This is a genomic window from Cupriavidus sp. JZ107 (assembly GCF_053903255.1).
In genome coordinates this window covers 2,325,895-2,339,642 of sequence record NZ_CP096481.1, presented here as the reverse complement: position 1 = coordinate 2,339,642, position 13,748 = coordinate 2,325,895, and the positions used below count along the sequence as shown (strand labels likewise).

The 13,748-nt window shown below is 69.5% G+C and carries 10 protein-coding genes; 5 read left to right on the top strand and 5 right to left on the bottom strand.

The window, feature by feature from the left end:
* Nucleotides 1-44 precede the first annotated feature (44 nt).
* The 4 genes from M1D55_RS20240 to xdhA are packed head-to-tail and all read right to left on the bottom strand — an operon-like array spanning nt 45 to nt 6,201.
* Nucleotides 45-1,100 (bottom strand): adenosine deaminase, encoded by a 1,056-nt coding sequence (locus tag M1D55_RS20240; RefSeq protein WP_023263723.1) that lies wholly within the window; start codon nt 1,098-1,100, stop codon nt 45-47.
* A 60-nt stretch (nt 1,101-1,160) separates the two neighbouring features.
* Complete coding sequence (gene xdhC / locus M1D55_RS20235) at nt 1,161-2,231, bottom strand: xanthine dehydrogenase accessory protein XdhC (protein WP_456281682.1); 1,071 nt, start codon at nt 2,229-2,231, stop codon at nt 1,161-1,163.
* A 32-nt stretch (nt 2,232-2,263) separates the two neighbouring features.
* Entirely contained in the window at nt 2,264-4,672 is a 2,409-nt protein-coding gene (gene xdhB / locus M1D55_RS20230; RefSeq protein WP_456281681.1) for a xanthine dehydrogenase molybdopterin binding subunit, read from the bottom strand.
* A 17-nt stretch (nt 4,673-4,689) separates the two neighbouring features.
* Nucleotides 4,690-6,201, bottom strand: a complete 1,512-nt coding sequence (gene xdhA, locus M1D55_RS20225; protein WP_456281680.1) for a xanthine dehydrogenase small subunit — start codon at nt 6,199-6,201, stop codon at nt 4,690-4,692.
* 268 nt (nt 6,202-6,469) lie between these two features.
* Here xdhA and M1D55_RS20220 point away from each other — a divergent pair, with 268 nt between their 5' ends.
* Complete coding sequence (locus tag M1D55_RS20220; RefSeq protein ID WP_064573078.1) at nt 6,470-7,420, top strand: LysR substrate-binding domain-containing protein; 951 nt, start codon at nt 6,470-6,472, stop codon at nt 7,418-7,420.
* Between the two features lie 62 nt (nt 7,421-7,482).
* On the opposite strand, the gene M1D55_RS20215 is transcribed toward M1D55_RS20220, so the two are convergent.
* On the bottom strand, nt 7,483-8,340 hold the full coding sequence (locus tag M1D55_RS20215; RefSeq protein ID WP_456281679.1) for a substrate-binding domain-containing protein: 858 nt from the start codon (nt 8,338-8,340) through the stop codon (nt 7,483-7,485).
* A 164-nt stretch (nt 8,341-8,504) separates the two neighbouring features.
* Here M1D55_RS20215 and M1D55_RS20210 point away from each other — a divergent pair, with 164 nt between their 5' ends.
* The 4 genes from M1D55_RS20210 to M1D55_RS20195 all read left to right on the top strand — a co-directional run bounded on the left by M1D55_RS20210 (nt 8,505) and on the right by M1D55_RS20195 (nt 13,624).
* Entirely contained in the window at nt 8,505-9,596 is a 1,092-nt protein-coding gene (locus M1D55_RS20210) for a substrate-binding domain-containing protein (RefSeq protein ID WP_023263840.1), read from the top strand.
* A gap of 150 nt (nt 9,597-9,746) precedes the next feature.
* The gene (locus M1D55_RS20205; protein ID WP_456281678.1) at nt 9,747-10,346 is read left to right on the top strand and encodes a DUF4126 domain-containing protein; all 600 of its coding nucleotides are present in this window, start codon (nt 9,747-9,749) and stop codon (nt 10,344-10,346) included.
* Between the two features lie 62 nt (nt 10,347-10,408).
* The gene (locus M1D55_RS20200; RefSeq protein WP_456281677.1) at nt 10,409-13,099 is read left to right on the top strand and encodes an ABC transporter permease; all 2,691 of its coding nucleotides are present in this window, start codon (nt 10,409-10,411) and stop codon (nt 13,097-13,099) included.
* Nucleotides 13,100-13,132: 33 nt separating this feature from the next.
* Nucleotides 13,133-13,624 carry a group II truncated hemoglobin gene (locus M1D55_RS20195; RefSeq protein WP_456281676.1) on the top strand — a complete coding sequence of 164 codons (492 nt, stop codon included), beginning with the start codon at nt 13,133-13,135 and terminating at the stop codon, nt 13,622-13,624.
* Nucleotides 13,625-13,748: the final 124 nt, after the last annotated feature.

The following is a 13,748-nucleotide window of genomic DNA, read 5'->3' as shown; positions in this document are numbered from 1 at the left end:
CCGGGGCGCCGGCCGATGTTGCGCCGGTCAGCGCCGCAACGGCATCAAGCCGTTGCCGCGCGCGCCGGCTCCGGGGGACTGGCCGATTGCCAGAAGCGGTCCACTTCGGTCAGGTATTCGGCCTTCAGGGCCGGCCGCAGGAAGCTCGCCTCGAAGCTGTTGCGGGCGAGCCGGTGCGCGTCGGCGGCGTCGAGCGGCAGCGCGTCGAAGGTCGCTTCCCAGTTCGCGTTCATGTAGCCGCCGAAATAGGCCGGGTCGTCCGAATGGATCGTCACCGCGACGCCGGCGTCCAGCAGCGTCTTCAGCGAGTGGTCGCGCAGGTCCGGATAGACCTTGAGCTTCTGGTTCGACAGCGGGCAGACCGTCAGCGCGATGCGTTCGCGCGCGAGACGCTCGACCAGCGCGGGGTCGTCGATCGCACGCACGCCGTGGTCGATCCGCTCGACCTGCAGGATGTCGAGCGCGTCGCGGACATAGTCGGCCGGGCCTTCCTCGCCGGCATGGGCGACGCGATGCAGGCCCAGCTCTTTCGCGCGGGCGAATACCCGCGCGAACTTCTCCGGCGGATTGCCGCGTTCCGACGAATCGAGGCCAACGCCGATGAAGCGGTCGCGGTAGGGCAGCGCCGCTTCGAGCGTGGCGAACGCGTCTTCCTCCGACAGGTGCCGCAGGAAGCAGAGGATCATGCTGCTGGAGAAGTCGTACTGCGTACGAGCCTGGGCCAGCGCGTCGGCGATGCCGTCGATCACGACCTCGATGTCGACGCCGCGCGCGGTATGCGTCTGCGGATCAAAGAAGATTTCCGCGTGGCGCACGTTGTCGGCGACCGCGCGCTCGACGTACGCCATCGTCATGTCGAAGAAGTCTTCCTCGGTCAGCAGCACGCTGGCGCCGGCATAGTAGATGTCGAGGAACGACTGCAGGTCGGTGAACGCATAGGCGGCGCGCAGCGCCTCGACGCTGGGGTAAGGCAGCTTGACCTGGTTGCGCTGCGCGAGCCGGAAGATCAGCTCGGGCTCGAGCGTCCCTTCGATGTGCACATGCAGTTCGGCCTTGGGAGTGCGGCGGATGCGGTCCGCGAGCGCGGCGTCGAGCGTCATGGGGAATCCTTTTTTTCGATGCCGGCATGCTGTCCGTGTTCGAACAGACGGCCGGCGCGGTTACCGGTGGGCGGGGCTTTCGCTGCCGCCCGGTTGCCCGCCGTCCCGCTGCGCTGCCGGTGCGTCGGCGCGCAGCGCGGCCAGGCGCTGATCGCGCACTTGCAGCAGCTGGGCGACGATGGCAACTGCAATCATAGCCGGAGCCTTGTCGGTGATGCCCGCGACGCCGATCGGGCAGGTCATCCGTACAAAGGCAGCCGGGTCGATGCCATGTTCGACCATCCGGTGTTCGAAGCGGGCGCGCTTGGTCTTCGAGCCGATCAACCCGAAGTACGCGAAGTCGGTGCGCCGCAGGATCCGTTCGCACAGCGCCTGGTCCAGCGCGTGGCTGTGCGTCATCACCAGGAAGTAGCTGCCGGGCGGTGCCTCGTCGACCACCGCCTCGGCCGTGTCGGTGGCCTCGGCCACCACGTTGCCGGGCAGGCCGGCCGGGAACAGCGTGTCGCGCTCGTCGACCCAGTGGACGCTGCACGGCAGCGTGCCGAGCACCTTGACGAGCGCATGGCCGACATGGCCAGCGCCGAACAGCACCACGTGCATCTCGTCCGGGGCCAGCAGGTCGGTCCAGCTGCCGTCGTCGTGCAGCGTGACGGCGGGCAGCGTCGGCAGCGGCGTGCGGTCGAGCGCATGGCGGACCGGCCCGCTGGCCGGCACCGTCCGCGTCACGGTGCGGCGCGCGGCGAAGGCGGCCTCGACCGCGTCCAGCCATTCGAGATCGGCCGGACCCAGCCGCTCGAAGGCGAGCTGCACCACGCCGCCGCAGCACTGGCCCAGCGCGGGGCCGAGCGGGATCCGCACGACGCGGCGCGTGGCATCGGGCGCCAGCGACGAAGGCGCTCCGTGCGCGGCGGCGTCGAGCATCTCGCGCGCGATCGCCATGCCGCGCCATTCGAGATGGCCGCCGCCGATCGTGCCGATCAGATCGTCGCCGGTCACCAGCATGCGGATGCCGGGCTCGCGCGGCGCGGAGCCCTTGACCTCGACGATGGTGACCATCGCCGCCGGCACGCCTGCGCGCACCAGCGCGGCGGCATCGGCAAAGCGGAAGGGCTTGAGCGGGGCGTCCTGCATGATCGCGTCCGATCGTTCTGGCGAGCCGGCGCTCACGCTGCGGCGGCCTGACGCACGGCATCGGCCGCGTTCAGGATCGCCTCGCTGGTCGCCGGCGCATCGAGCGGCGGATTGATCCGATAGCCGCCCAGGCTGGCGATGGCATCGCGGATCGCGAAGAACACCGAGAACGGCAGCAGCAGCGGCGGCTCGCCGACCGCCTTCGAGCGGTGGATGCTGTCCTCGGCGTTGCGGTTCTCGAACAGCCTCACGTTGAACACTTCCGGGCAGTCGTTGACGGTCGGGATCTTGTAGGTCGACGGCGCATGCGTCATCAGCTTGCCGTCCTTGTTCCACCACAGCTCCTCGGTAGTCAGCCAGCCCATGCCCTGGATGAAGCCGCCCTCGACCTGGCCGATATCGATCGCCGGATTCAGCGAGCGGCCCACGTCGTGCAGCACGTCCGCGCGCAGCAGCCGGAATTCGCCGGTCAGCGTGTCGACGAGCACTTCGGAGCAGGCCGCGCCGTAGGCGTAGTAGTAGAACGGCCGGCCCTGCAGCTTGCTCTGGTCCCAATGCAGCTTGGGCGTCGCGTAGAAGCCGTCGGACCACAGCTGCACGCGGGCGACGTAGGCCTGGCGCGCCAGTTCGTCGAAGCGCAGGCGCAGCTCGCCCGCGACCACCAGATCGTCGCCGAAGCGCACCGTGGACGGATCGACGCCGGCCTGGCGCGCGGCGAAGGCGGCCAGCCGCTCGCGGATCTGGCGCGCGGCGTCCTGCGCGGCCTTGCCGTTCAGGTCGGTGCCGGTCGAGGCGGCGGTCGCCGAGGTGTTGGCCACCTTGCTGGTGTCGGTGGCGGTCACGCGCACGCGTTCGAGCCGGATGCCGAGTTCGTGCGCGACCACCATCGCCACCTTGGTGTTCAGCCCCTGGCCCATCTCGGTGCCGCCGTGATTGACCAGCACCGAACCGTCGTTGTAGACGTGCACCAGCGCGCCGGCCTGGTTGAAGTGCGCGACGTTGAACGAGATGCCGAACTTGACCGGCGTGATCGCGATGCCCTTCTTCAGCACCGGGCTGCCGGCGTTGAACGCGCGCGTGGCCTCGCGGCGCGCGCGGTAGTCGCTGCTGGCCTCGAGCTGCTCGAGCAGCTCGTGGATGACGTTGTCCTCGACGGTCTGGCCGTAGGGCGTCACGTTCCGCTCGGTCTTGCCGTACAGGTTGTCGCGGCGCACGTCGAGCGCGTCGCGGCCGACGGTGCGCGCGATATTGTCGAGGATGTACTCGATCGCGAAGGCGCCCTGCGGGCCGCCGAAGCCGCGGAACGCGGTGTTGCTCTGTGTATTGGTCTTGCCGCAGTAGCCGTCGATCTGTACGTGCGGCAGCCAGTAGGCATTGTCGAAATGGCAGATCGCGCGCGTCATCACCGGGCCCGACAGGTCGGCGGAGAAGCCGGCACGCGACACCATCTCGACCGCGACCGCGTCGATGCGGCCCTGCGCGTCGTGGCCGACCTCGTAGTCGAACACGAAGTCGTGGCGCTTGCCGGTGATCATCATGTCGTCGTCGCGGTCCGGACGCAGCTTGACCGGGCACATCAACTTCCACGCGGCCAGCGCCGCGCAGCAGGCGAACAGCGCCGACTGCGATTCCTTGCCGCCAAAGCCGCCGCCCATGCGGCGGCATTCGACCAGCACCTGGTGCACCTGCCAGCCCAGCACATGGGCGACCGCGTGCTGCATCTCGGTCGGATGCTGGGTCGAACACCAGACGTGCATGCCGTCGTTTTCCTTCGGCACGGCATAGGCAATCTGGCCTTCCAGATAGAACTGCTCCTGGCCGCCGAGCCGGATATGGCCCTTGTCCCGATGCGCGGCGGTGCCCAGCTGCTGGCGCGGCTGGCCGCGTTCCAGATGCATCGGCGGCAGCACGTAGCTGCCGGCCTCGTGCGCCGCCTGCGGCGACAGGATCGGCGGCAGGTCCTCGTAGTCGATCGCGGCCAGGCGTGCGGCGCGGCGCGCGGCATCGTGCGAGGAGGCCACCACGATGAAGATCGGCTGGCCGACGAACTGCACGGTGTCGCTCGCCAGGATCGGGTCGTCGTGGATGATCGGGCCGCAGTCGTTGACGCCGGGGATGTCCTTCGCGGTCAGCACCGCGACGACGCCGGGCGCGGCGCGCACCTTGTCCAGCGCGATCGCGCGGATGCGGGCATGGGCACGGGCGCTGATGCCGAGCGCGGCGTGCAGCGTGCCGGCGAGTTCGGGGATGTCGTCGGTATAGGTGGCCGTGCCGGCCACGTGCAGATGCGCGGATTCGTGCGGACGCGACACGCCGATCTGCGGCGGCGCCTCGGCGGCAATATGCGCGGCGAGGTCGCCGCTGCTGAAGTCCGCCGCCACGGGCGCACCGCCGTTGGCGACACCGGTGTCGAGCAGGAAGGCTTCGGTTTGCTTGTTCATGCCGATCGCTCCTTGTCTTAAGCGGTGACCACGGTGTTCGGCACGCTGCCCGCGCCGATCGCCCGTACGTTGACGGCCGCGGCCGGCAGCGCATCGTCGCGCGTCTCCAGCCAGAAGCGGTACAGCAGATTCGCGGCGCCGCGGGCGCGGTATTCGGCGGTGGCGCGCATATCGGTCAGCGGCGTGTAGTCCTGCGACAGCGCGGCCATCGCCGCCTTGACGGTGGCTTCGTCCCAACGCTGGCCGAGCAGCGCGGCCTCGGCCTGGGCCGCGCGCTTGGGCGTGGCGGCCATGCCGCCGAAGGCGATGCGGGCCTCGCTCACCACGCCGTTGACGACGGTGATGCCAAAGGCGGCGCAGACCGCGGAGATATCCTCGTCAAACCGTTTGGACAGCTTGTAGGTACGGAAGTGCTGGGGCCCGGCCACCGGCACGCGCAGCGCCGCGACGAATTCGCCCTCGGCCATCGCGGTCTTCTGGTAGGCCAGGTACAGGTCCTCGAGCGGCAGCGCGCGGCGCGTGTCGCGATGCTGCAGCACGACCTCGGCGCCCAGCGCGATCAGCGCCGGCATCGAGTCGCCGATCGGCGAGCCGTTGGCGATATTGCCGCCGAGCGTGCCGGCGTTGCGGATCGGCAGCGAGGCGAAGCGCTTCCACAGCTCTTCGAGTTCGGGGTGAGCGTTGTTCAGCGCGGCGTAGGCGCGCTCCAGCGAGACGGCCGCGCCGATCTCGATGACGCCGTCGTGTTCGACGACCTGCTGCAGGTCCTCGACCTGGCCCACATAGAGCAGGTTGCCCAGTTCGCGGAACTGCTTGGTGACCCACAGCCCCACGTCGGTGCTGCCGGCAAGGATGCGTGCCGACGGCTCGGCCGCCTTCAGCGCGGCGAAGGCCGACGCGGTGCGCGGCGCATGAAAGAAGGCGCCGGACGGATCGCGATAGTGGAAGGTGTCCTCGCGCGTCAGCGTGCGCAGCGCGCTGGCGATCGCCTTCGGCTCGAGCCGGCTCGCGTGCGGCGCGGGCAGCGACATCATCCGCTGGCCCGCCTCGATGATCGGCCGGTAGCCGGTGCAGCGGCACAGATTGCCGGTCAGCGCGTCGCAGATCGTCTGGCGGTCCGGCGCGGGGCCGCCCGGCTGGTGCTGCTGGTACAGCGCCCACAGCGACATCACGAAGCCCGGCGTGCAGAAGCCGCATTGCGAGCCGTGGCATTCGACCATCGCTTCCTGCACCGGATGCAGCGAACCGTCGGCCTGGCGCAGGTCCTCGACCGTGATCAGCGCCTTGCCGTCCAGCGTGGGCAGGAACTGGATGCAGGAGTTGACGGCCTTGAAGCTCAGTTCGCCATCCTGCTGCAGTTCGCCGATGACCACGGTGCAGGCGCCGCAGTCGCCCTCGGCGCAGCCTTCCTTGGTGCCGGTGCAGCGCGCGTCTTCGCGCAGGTATTGCAGCACGGTGCGGGTAATCGGGGCATCGGTGACCTGCTGAACCTGGCCGCGATGGTAGAAGCGGATGGGTTGTGTCTCCATGGTCGTTTTATCTCCTTGCGATGGGGACAAACATAGCACTGGCGCCGAGTAGCAATATTCGGCCCAGGTGATATGCCCCATCATGACGCCCCGGTCACCCGCGGCACCGGAGGCGCATGCCGCGAATGTGCCGTGGCGCACCAAAACCGATGGCATTCCGCGGGTTTGCGCCGAATTGACCGCTGCCAGGGTGACTGGCATACACTATGCGCCGATCCTTATCCCCACGCCACCGGCCCGCAGGCTTATCAGGCCGGACGAATTCACCATGCACGGACGCGACCATCTGGACACCTATCTGCTTCGGGTCTTGCACACCCTGCTGACCGAGCAGAGCGTCACGCGCACCGCCGTGCGGATGGGGCAATCGCAGCCGGCCATCAGCAATACGCTGAAGCGGCTGCGCGAGATCACCGGCGACGCGATCCTGGTGCGCGGCAAGAGCGGCATGGTGCCGACCGAGCGCGGCCGCGAACTGCTCGAACTTGCCGAGCAGAGCCTGGCCGCGATGGACCGCATCGCGCGCCCCCCGCAACAGTTCGATCCGGGTACCACGGACCGGACCTTCCATCTGGGCGCGCCCGACTATCTGGACGCGTTCTTCCTGCCCAATATCGTCGAACGGGTGCGCCGGCTGGCGCCGGGCGCGAAGCTGTTCGTCCATCCGCTGACCAGCGCCACGGATTTCCTGGAGGAACTGGAGCAGGGCAAGCTGGACATCGTGGTCGGCAACTGGCTGTCGCCGCCCGAGCATCTGCATATCTCGCCGCTGTTCGAGGACGAGGTGGTCTGCATGCTCGGCGCCCAGCATCCGCTGGCGAAGAAGGGACTGTCGCTGAAGCACTACCTGGAGATGCCGCATCTGGCGCCGGCGCCGTATGCGTCGATGCAGCGAAGCATGATCGACCAGGCGCTGGCGGAGCAGGGCTACAAGCGCCGCATCCAGGTCACGCTGCCGTATTTCGGGCTGGTGCCCTATGTGCTGATGAAGACCGACATGGTGTTCACCACCGGCCGGCAGTTCGCCGCGCACTATGCCCAGTACCTGCCGATCCGCATGGTGCCGGCGCCGGTGTCGTTCCCGCGGATGCGCTTCTACCAGCTATGGCATGAGCGCTGCCACGCGGCGCCGGACGTGCTGTGGCTGCGCCGGATGATCGCCGAGGTGGCGGCCGATCTGCCGCTGCTGCCGCGGCTGGAGATCGCAGCCGAGTCCTGAGTCGGACGGGCGCGGCCGCTGCGGCCGCTGCGACTGCGATTGCCGTGGCTTCCGACCGCAGGTCAGGAGCCCGCCTTTTCCTTGTAGCTGGGGAAGAACAGCTGCTCGCCGTCGACCTTGTAGCCGGCGATGGCGTCCTGCCCCGCCTTCGACGTGATCCATTCGATCAGCTTGCGCGCATCGGTGTAGTTGATGCCGGGATGCCGGGCAGGATTCACCGCGATGATGCCGTAGGGGTTGAACATCTTCGGATCGCCCTGCACCGCGATGGCCAGCCCGGTCTTCGCCCGATAGGCGCCATAGGTCGCGCGGTCGGACAGCGTGTAGCCGGGCATCTGCGCGGCCATCGTCAGCACCTCGCCCATGCCGAGCCCCGCGTTGACGTACCAGGCCTGGCCCTTCGGCTCGATGCCGGCCTCCTTCCAGTACGACTTCTCCATCACGTCGGTGCCCGAGTTGTCGCCGCGCGAGATGAACTTCACGCCGCTGGCGGCGATCTTGCGGAAGCTTGCGATCACGTCCTTGCTGCCCGCAATCTTCGCCGGATCCGCCGACGGACCGACCACGATGAAGTCGTTGTACATCACGTCGCGCCGGTCGATGCCGTGCCCCGCCGCGACGAAGGCGTCCTCCATCTTGCGCGCGTGCACCAGCAGCACGTCGACATCGCCCATCTCGCCCATCTTCATCGCCTTGCCCGATCCGACCGCGATCACCTTGACGGTGACGCCGCTGTCCCGCTCGAAGCGCGGCAGCAGGGTCTTGAGCAGGCCGGAGTTTTCGGTGCTGGTGGTGGTCGCCAGCTTCAGTTCGCCGGCGAAGTTCGCGCCGGCGCCGAGCAGCGAGGCGGCCGACAGCAGGGCGGCGGCGAGCCGTCGCGACAGCCCGCGGGAGGGGCGACCCGGAGTGGGAAATGGCATGTGGAATTCCTCTAGTTATGTTTGTCTGAACATAATTGCGCGCGCCCATCGGCTTCGGTGACAATGCGCGACATCCGAAGCTTCCGCTAATCTGCGCAAGCTTGTGCGGGCGCCATGATTGTCTCGGCACTCCAAGAACAAAGTAAATAAGAACAGCGGAACATATGACATTCCAATTCGAACTGTTTCCGGTGGTATCGGCGGACGACAACCCCCGTGCCAACGGCAAGGTGTTCCTGCTGCTCCAGGCGGTGCGCGAGACCGGCTCGCTGCATCGCGCCGCCGCCAAGGTCGGACTGTCGTACCGGCATGCCTGGGGCGTGATGCGGGACTGGGAAGCGCTGCTCGGGCGCAGCATGCTCGATATGGAGCGCGGCCGCGGCGCCTCGCTGACCCGGTTCGGCGAGCGCCTGCTGCGCGCCGAGGGCAAGCTGCGCGAGGCGGTCGATCCGGCGGTGCGCAAGGCGCTGGCCGAGTTCGCCGCGGAGCTGGACGACGCCGCCCGGCCGCAGACGCGCATCCATTTCTCCGGCAGCCACGACCCGGCGATGGAGGTGCTGGCGGGAGCCCTGAACGAGCAGCCGGAAGGGCTGCAGCTCGATACCGTGTTCTGCGGCAGCGTCGAGGGCCTGATCTGCCTGCACGAGCGGCAGGCCGAACTGGCGGGCTTCTATGTCGCGCCGATCCAGACCGCGGGCTCGGTCGCGCACGTGACGCTGCGCAAATGGCTGCGCCCGTCCGCGGTGCGATTGATTCCGGTGGCCTCGCGCGAGCAGGGGCTGATCGTCGCGCCGTCGCGGGCGCGCGAAATCCGCGAGCTGCGCGACCTGGTCCGCACGCAGGCGCGCTTCGTCAACCGGCAGCGCAGCTCGGGCACGCGGCTGCTGTTCGACCAGCTGCTGGCGGCGCACGGACTGTATGCCGACCAGGTGGTCGGCTATGACGAGCCCGAGTTCAGCAACGAGAAGGTTGCCGAGGCGGTGCATGCCGGCCGCGCCGAGGTCGGCTTCGGCCTGCGCGTCAATGCCGAGGCGCACGGCCTGGCCTTCGTGCCGCTGACGCGCGAGGTCTACTATCTGGCGCTGCGCAAGGCCGACCAGTTCGCGCCGTGGGTCCATGCGTTGCTGGCGCTGCTGGCCGACCCGGCGATCGCCGCCCGCATCACCGCGCTGCCCGGCTATGCGCTGGTCGAGCAGCGCGGGCTGCTGGCCCCGGAGCAGGTGCTGCCCTGGTACGGGGTCGACGGGCGCGAGTAGCTAGACCAGGGCGAGACCAGGGCGAGACCAGGGCGTGACCAGGGCGTGACCAGGGCAATCCCGGGGATCTTCGGGCAGTCCGGAACGACACCCGTATTACACTGCGCCCATGGCCGGCGCCGCCGGCCGCGACTCTGCGAGGGCGTCCCGATGCTGGAAACCGCCGCGCTGGCCGCCGGCATGTCCTGGGCCAGCGGCTTTCGTCTCTACCTGGCCGTGCTGGCCGCCGGCCTGCTGGCCCGCATGGGCTGGCTCGATCTGCCGGCCGGGCTGCAGCCGCTCGCGTCCAACTGGGTGATCGGCGTGGCCGCTGTGCTGGCGCTGGCCGAATTCGTCGCCGACAAGGTCCCGGGCTTCGATTCGGTCTGGGACGGCATCCATACCTTCGTGCGCATTCCCGCCGGGGCGATCCTGGCGGCGGCCGCGTTCGGCAATCTCGATCCGCAGTGGATGGTGGTCGCCGGCCTGGTCGGCGGCACGCTGGCCGGTACCGCGCATGCCGCCAAGGCCGGCACCCGCGCGCTGATCAATGTGTCGCCGGAACCCTTTTCGAATTGGGCGGCCTCATTCACCGAGGATGTGACCGCCACCGGCAGCCTGCTGCTGGCGTTCTTCCTGCCGGTGCTGTTCTTCGTACTGCTGGCGATCAGCCTGCTGCTCGCGCTGTGGCTGCTGCCCAAGCTGTGGCGCGGCGTGCGCAAGCTGCACGGCACGCTGACCCGCAAGGGCGGGCCGCCGGCCACGTACTGACCGGGATCGGCGCCATCCACGCCCCCGGCGCCCCGACAACGAATACCCCTGACCACGACATCATGCCGACCGATTCCGCCGCGGATTCCACCGCCCCTGCGCTGGTGCGCCCCGTCGCCGTTCCCCATGCCGGAGCGCGTTTCTCGCCGTGGGCCCAGGCGTGGCGGATGGCGCGGCGCGACTGGCGCGCCGGCGAGCTGACGCTGCTGCTGTTCGCGCTGGTGCTGGCGGTTGCAGCGCTGGCCAGCGTCGGCTTCCTGTCCGACCGGATGCGGCAGGGGCTGGAGCGCGATGCCCGCCAGCTGATCGGCGCCGACGTGCTGCTGGTGGCGGACCAGCCGTTCGATGCGGCCTTCGCGGCGCAGGCGGCGGCGCAGGGCCTGTCCGTCGCGCAGACGGTCACCTTTCCGAGCATGGCGACCGTCGCCCGCCCGGCAGACAGGCCGAACGGCGGCGAGACTGCCGAGCGGGCGGACAACCCGAACGCCGGCCAGGCCGGTACCGCGCCCGCCGAGGACGACGCGCCGGCCAGCCAGCTCGCCGCGCTGAAGGCCGTCAGCGCCGGCTATCCGCTGCGCGGCACGCTGAAGACGGCCACCGCGCCCGGCGCGCCGGGGCAGCCGGCCGACGGCATCCCGGCGCCGGGCACGGTATGGGTCGACGAGGCGCTGCTCGGCGCGCTCGGCGTGCAGATCGGCGACACGCTGCGGCTGGGCAGCCGCGGCTTTCGTATCGAGCGGATCATCACGCAGGAGCTGGACCGCGGCGGCGGCTTCATGAACTTCGCGCCGCGCGTGATGCTGCCGCTGTCCGACCTGGAGGCGACCGGCCTGATCGGCTGGGGCAGCCGCGTCAGCTACCGGCTGCTGGTCGCCGGTCCCGAGGCGGCGGGCGTCGCCTATCGCCAATGGGCGCAGGCCGAGATCGAGCGGCGCGGGCTGCGCAATACCCGCGTCGAGTCGCTGGACTCGGGCCAGCCGCAGATGCGCGCCACGCTGGACCGCGCCGAGCGCTTCCTGTCGTTGGTCGCGGTGCTGTCGTCGATGATCGCCGCGGTCGCGATCGCGATGTCGGCGCGCCGCTATATGCAGCGCCATACCGACGCCTGCGCGATCTACAAGTGCCTGGGGCTGTCGCGCCGCGAGATCCTGCTGGCGTTCGGACTCGAATTCCTGCTGGTCGGCGTGGTCGGCGCCGCGCTGGGCGTCGTGCTCGGCTATCTCGGCCACTACGGGCTGCTGCTGTCGCTCGGCGACCTGCTGACCGTGTCGCTGCCGCAGCCGTCCGCGCTGCCGGCGGTGATCGGCCTGCTGTCCGGACTGGTGCTGCTGGTCGGCTTTGCCTTGCCGCCGCTGCTGGCGCTGACGCGGGTCGCGCCGCTGCGGGTGCTGCGCCGCGACGTCGGCATGCCGCCGATTTCGGTGTGGATCGCCTATGCGCTGGGGCTGGGCGCCTTCATCTCGCTGCTGCTGGTGGCGGCGCGCGACCTGAAGCTCGGGCTGCTGACCGCGGGCGGCTTCGCCGGCGCCGGCGTGGTGTTCGCGCTGCTGGCGCTGGGCCTGTTGACGCTGCTGGCGCGGCTGGTGCGCGGCCGCCTGGTCGGCGGCAAATCGGCCGGCCGCGCGGTCGGCTGGCGCTTTGCGCTGGCGGTGCTGGAGCGCCGCCGCGCGGTCACGGTGCTGCAGACGGTCGCGCTGGCCGTCGGGCTGATGGCGCTGCTGCTGCTGGGCATGACGCGCAATGACCTGATCGACTCGTGGCGCAACGCCACCCCGGCCGACGCGCCGAACCGCTTCATCATCAATATCCAGCCGGACCAGCGCGAGCCGCTGCGCCAGATGCTGGCGCGCGACGGCATCGACGATCTGCTCTATCCGATGGTGCGAGGCCGGCTGACCCATATCGGCGGCGAGCCGGTGCAGGCCGCGCGCTTCGAGGAAGGCCGCGCGCGCAATCTGGTCGAGCGCGAGTTCAACCTGTCCTATACCGATGCGCTGCCCGAGGGCAACCGCGTGGTGGCCGGCCGCTGGTTCGACGGCAAGCGGCCCGAGGCGTCGATGGAGGAGGGCATCGCCAAGACGCTGGGCGTGAAGCTGGGCGATACCCTGCGCTTCGACGTGGCGGGCCAGCAGATCGAGGCGCCGGTGACCTCGCTGCGCAAGCTTGACTGGAGCTCGATGCGCGTCAATTTCTTCGTGATCCTGCCGCCGTCGATGATGCAGGGACTGCCGGAGACCTATATCACCGCCTTCCACCTGAAGCCCGAGCAGGCCTCGCTGGGCAATGCGCTGAGCGCGCGCTTTCCGAACATCACGATCGTCAATACCGAGCTGATCCTGCGGCAGGTGCAGGGCGTGCTCGACCAGGTCATCGCCGCGGTGCAGTTCCTGTTCGCCTTCACGCTGGCGGCCGGCGTGACCGTGCTGTATGCCGCGCTGGCGGGCGCGCGCGACGAGCGCCGCCGCGACGCGGGATTGCTGAAGGCGCTGGGCGCGTCGGCGGCGACCATCAAGCAGACGCAGTACGCCGAATTCCTGGTCGTCGGCGGCCTGGCGGGGCTGCTGGCCAGCATCGGCGCGATCGCGGTCGGCTGGGCGTTGTCGCGCTTCGTGTTCGACTTCTCGTATGTGCTCAATCCGTGGATCGTGCCGGTCGGCGTGGTTTCTGGCATGCTGTGCGCTTTTGCCGGCGGCTGGCTGGGCCTGCGCGACGTGCTGCGCCAGCCGGCGCTCGCGACGCTGCGCGAGGCCTGAGCCGGCAAGCCGATTCCATTGATTCAAACCGCCATGTCCGACGTATCCCGGCAGAATGCCGACACCGCTGCCGAGCAGCAGGCCAATGACAAGGTCACCGACAGCGCCACCGATGGCGCTACCGACGCTACCGAACAGGCGGCGCAGCCCACCGCCTACGAGCTGATCGGCGGCGAGGCGCGCGTGCGCGAGCTGGTCGACCGCTTCTACGACCTGATGGACCTGGAGCCGCAGTTCGCCGGCCTGCGCGCGCTGCATCCGCCGTCGATGGACGGCTCGCGCGACAAGCTGTTCTGGTTCCTGTGCGGCTGGCTGGGCGGGCCCAACCATTTCATCGAGCGCTTCGGCCATCCGCGGCTGCGCGCGCGCCATCTGCCGTTCGAGATCGGCATCAGCGAGCGCGACCAGTGGATGCGCTGCATGGCGATGGCGATGCACGACGTCGGCCTGTCCGAGGACCTGCAGATGCGGCTGCTGCAGGCGCTGTTCCAGACGGCCGACTGGATGCGGAACGTGGCGCGCTGAGTCGCCGGTCTGAGTTGCGGGCCTGAGTTGCCGACCTGAGTTGCCGACCTGAGTTGCTGACTGTTTACTCCCCTCTCCCGCTTGCGGGAGAGGGGGCGGGGGAGAGGGCAAGCGGCGGCGGCCA

What these genes read in the sequence shown, in the direction of transcription:
- M1D55_RS20240 (WP_023263723.1), bottom strand. Translation starts at nt 1,100, where the DNA reads ATGACGCTCGACGCCGCGCTCGCGGACCGCATCCGCCGCACTCCCAAG.
- xdhC (WP_456281682.1), bottom strand. Translation starts at nt 2,231, where the DNA reads ATGCAGGACGCCCCGCTCAAGCCCTTCCGCTTTGCCGATGCCGCCGCG.
- xdhB (WP_456281681.1), bottom strand. Translation starts at nt 4,672, where the DNA reads ATGAACAAGCAAACCGAAGCCTTCCTGCTCGACACCGGTGTCGCCAAC.
- xdhA (WP_456281680.1), bottom strand. Translation starts at nt 6,201, where the DNA reads ATGGAGACACAACCCATCCGCTTCTACCATCGCGGCCAGGTTCAGCAG.
- M1D55_RS20220 (WP_064573078.1), top strand. Translation starts at nt 6,470, where the DNA reads ATGCACGGACGCGACCATCTGGACACCTATCTGCTTCGGGTCTTGCAC.
- M1D55_RS20215 (WP_456281679.1), bottom strand. Translation starts at nt 8,340, where the DNA reads ATGCCATTTCCCACTCCGGGTCGCCCCTCCCGCGGGCTGTCGCGACGG.
- M1D55_RS20210 (WP_023263840.1), top strand. Translation starts at nt 8,505, where the DNA reads ATGACATTCCAATTCGAACTGTTTCCGGTGGTATCGGCGGACGACAAC.
- M1D55_RS20205 (WP_456281678.1), top strand. Translation starts at nt 9,747, where the DNA reads ATGCTGGAAACCGCCGCGCTGGCCGCCGGCATGTCCTGGGCCAGCGGC.
- M1D55_RS20200 (WP_456281677.1), top strand. Translation starts at nt 10,409, where the DNA reads ATGCCGACCGATTCCGCCGCGGATTCCACCGCCCCTGCGCTGGTGCGC.
- M1D55_RS20195 (WP_456281676.1), top strand. Translation starts at nt 13,133, where the DNA reads ATGTCCGACGTATCCCGGCAGAATGCCGACACCGCTGCCGAGCAGCAG.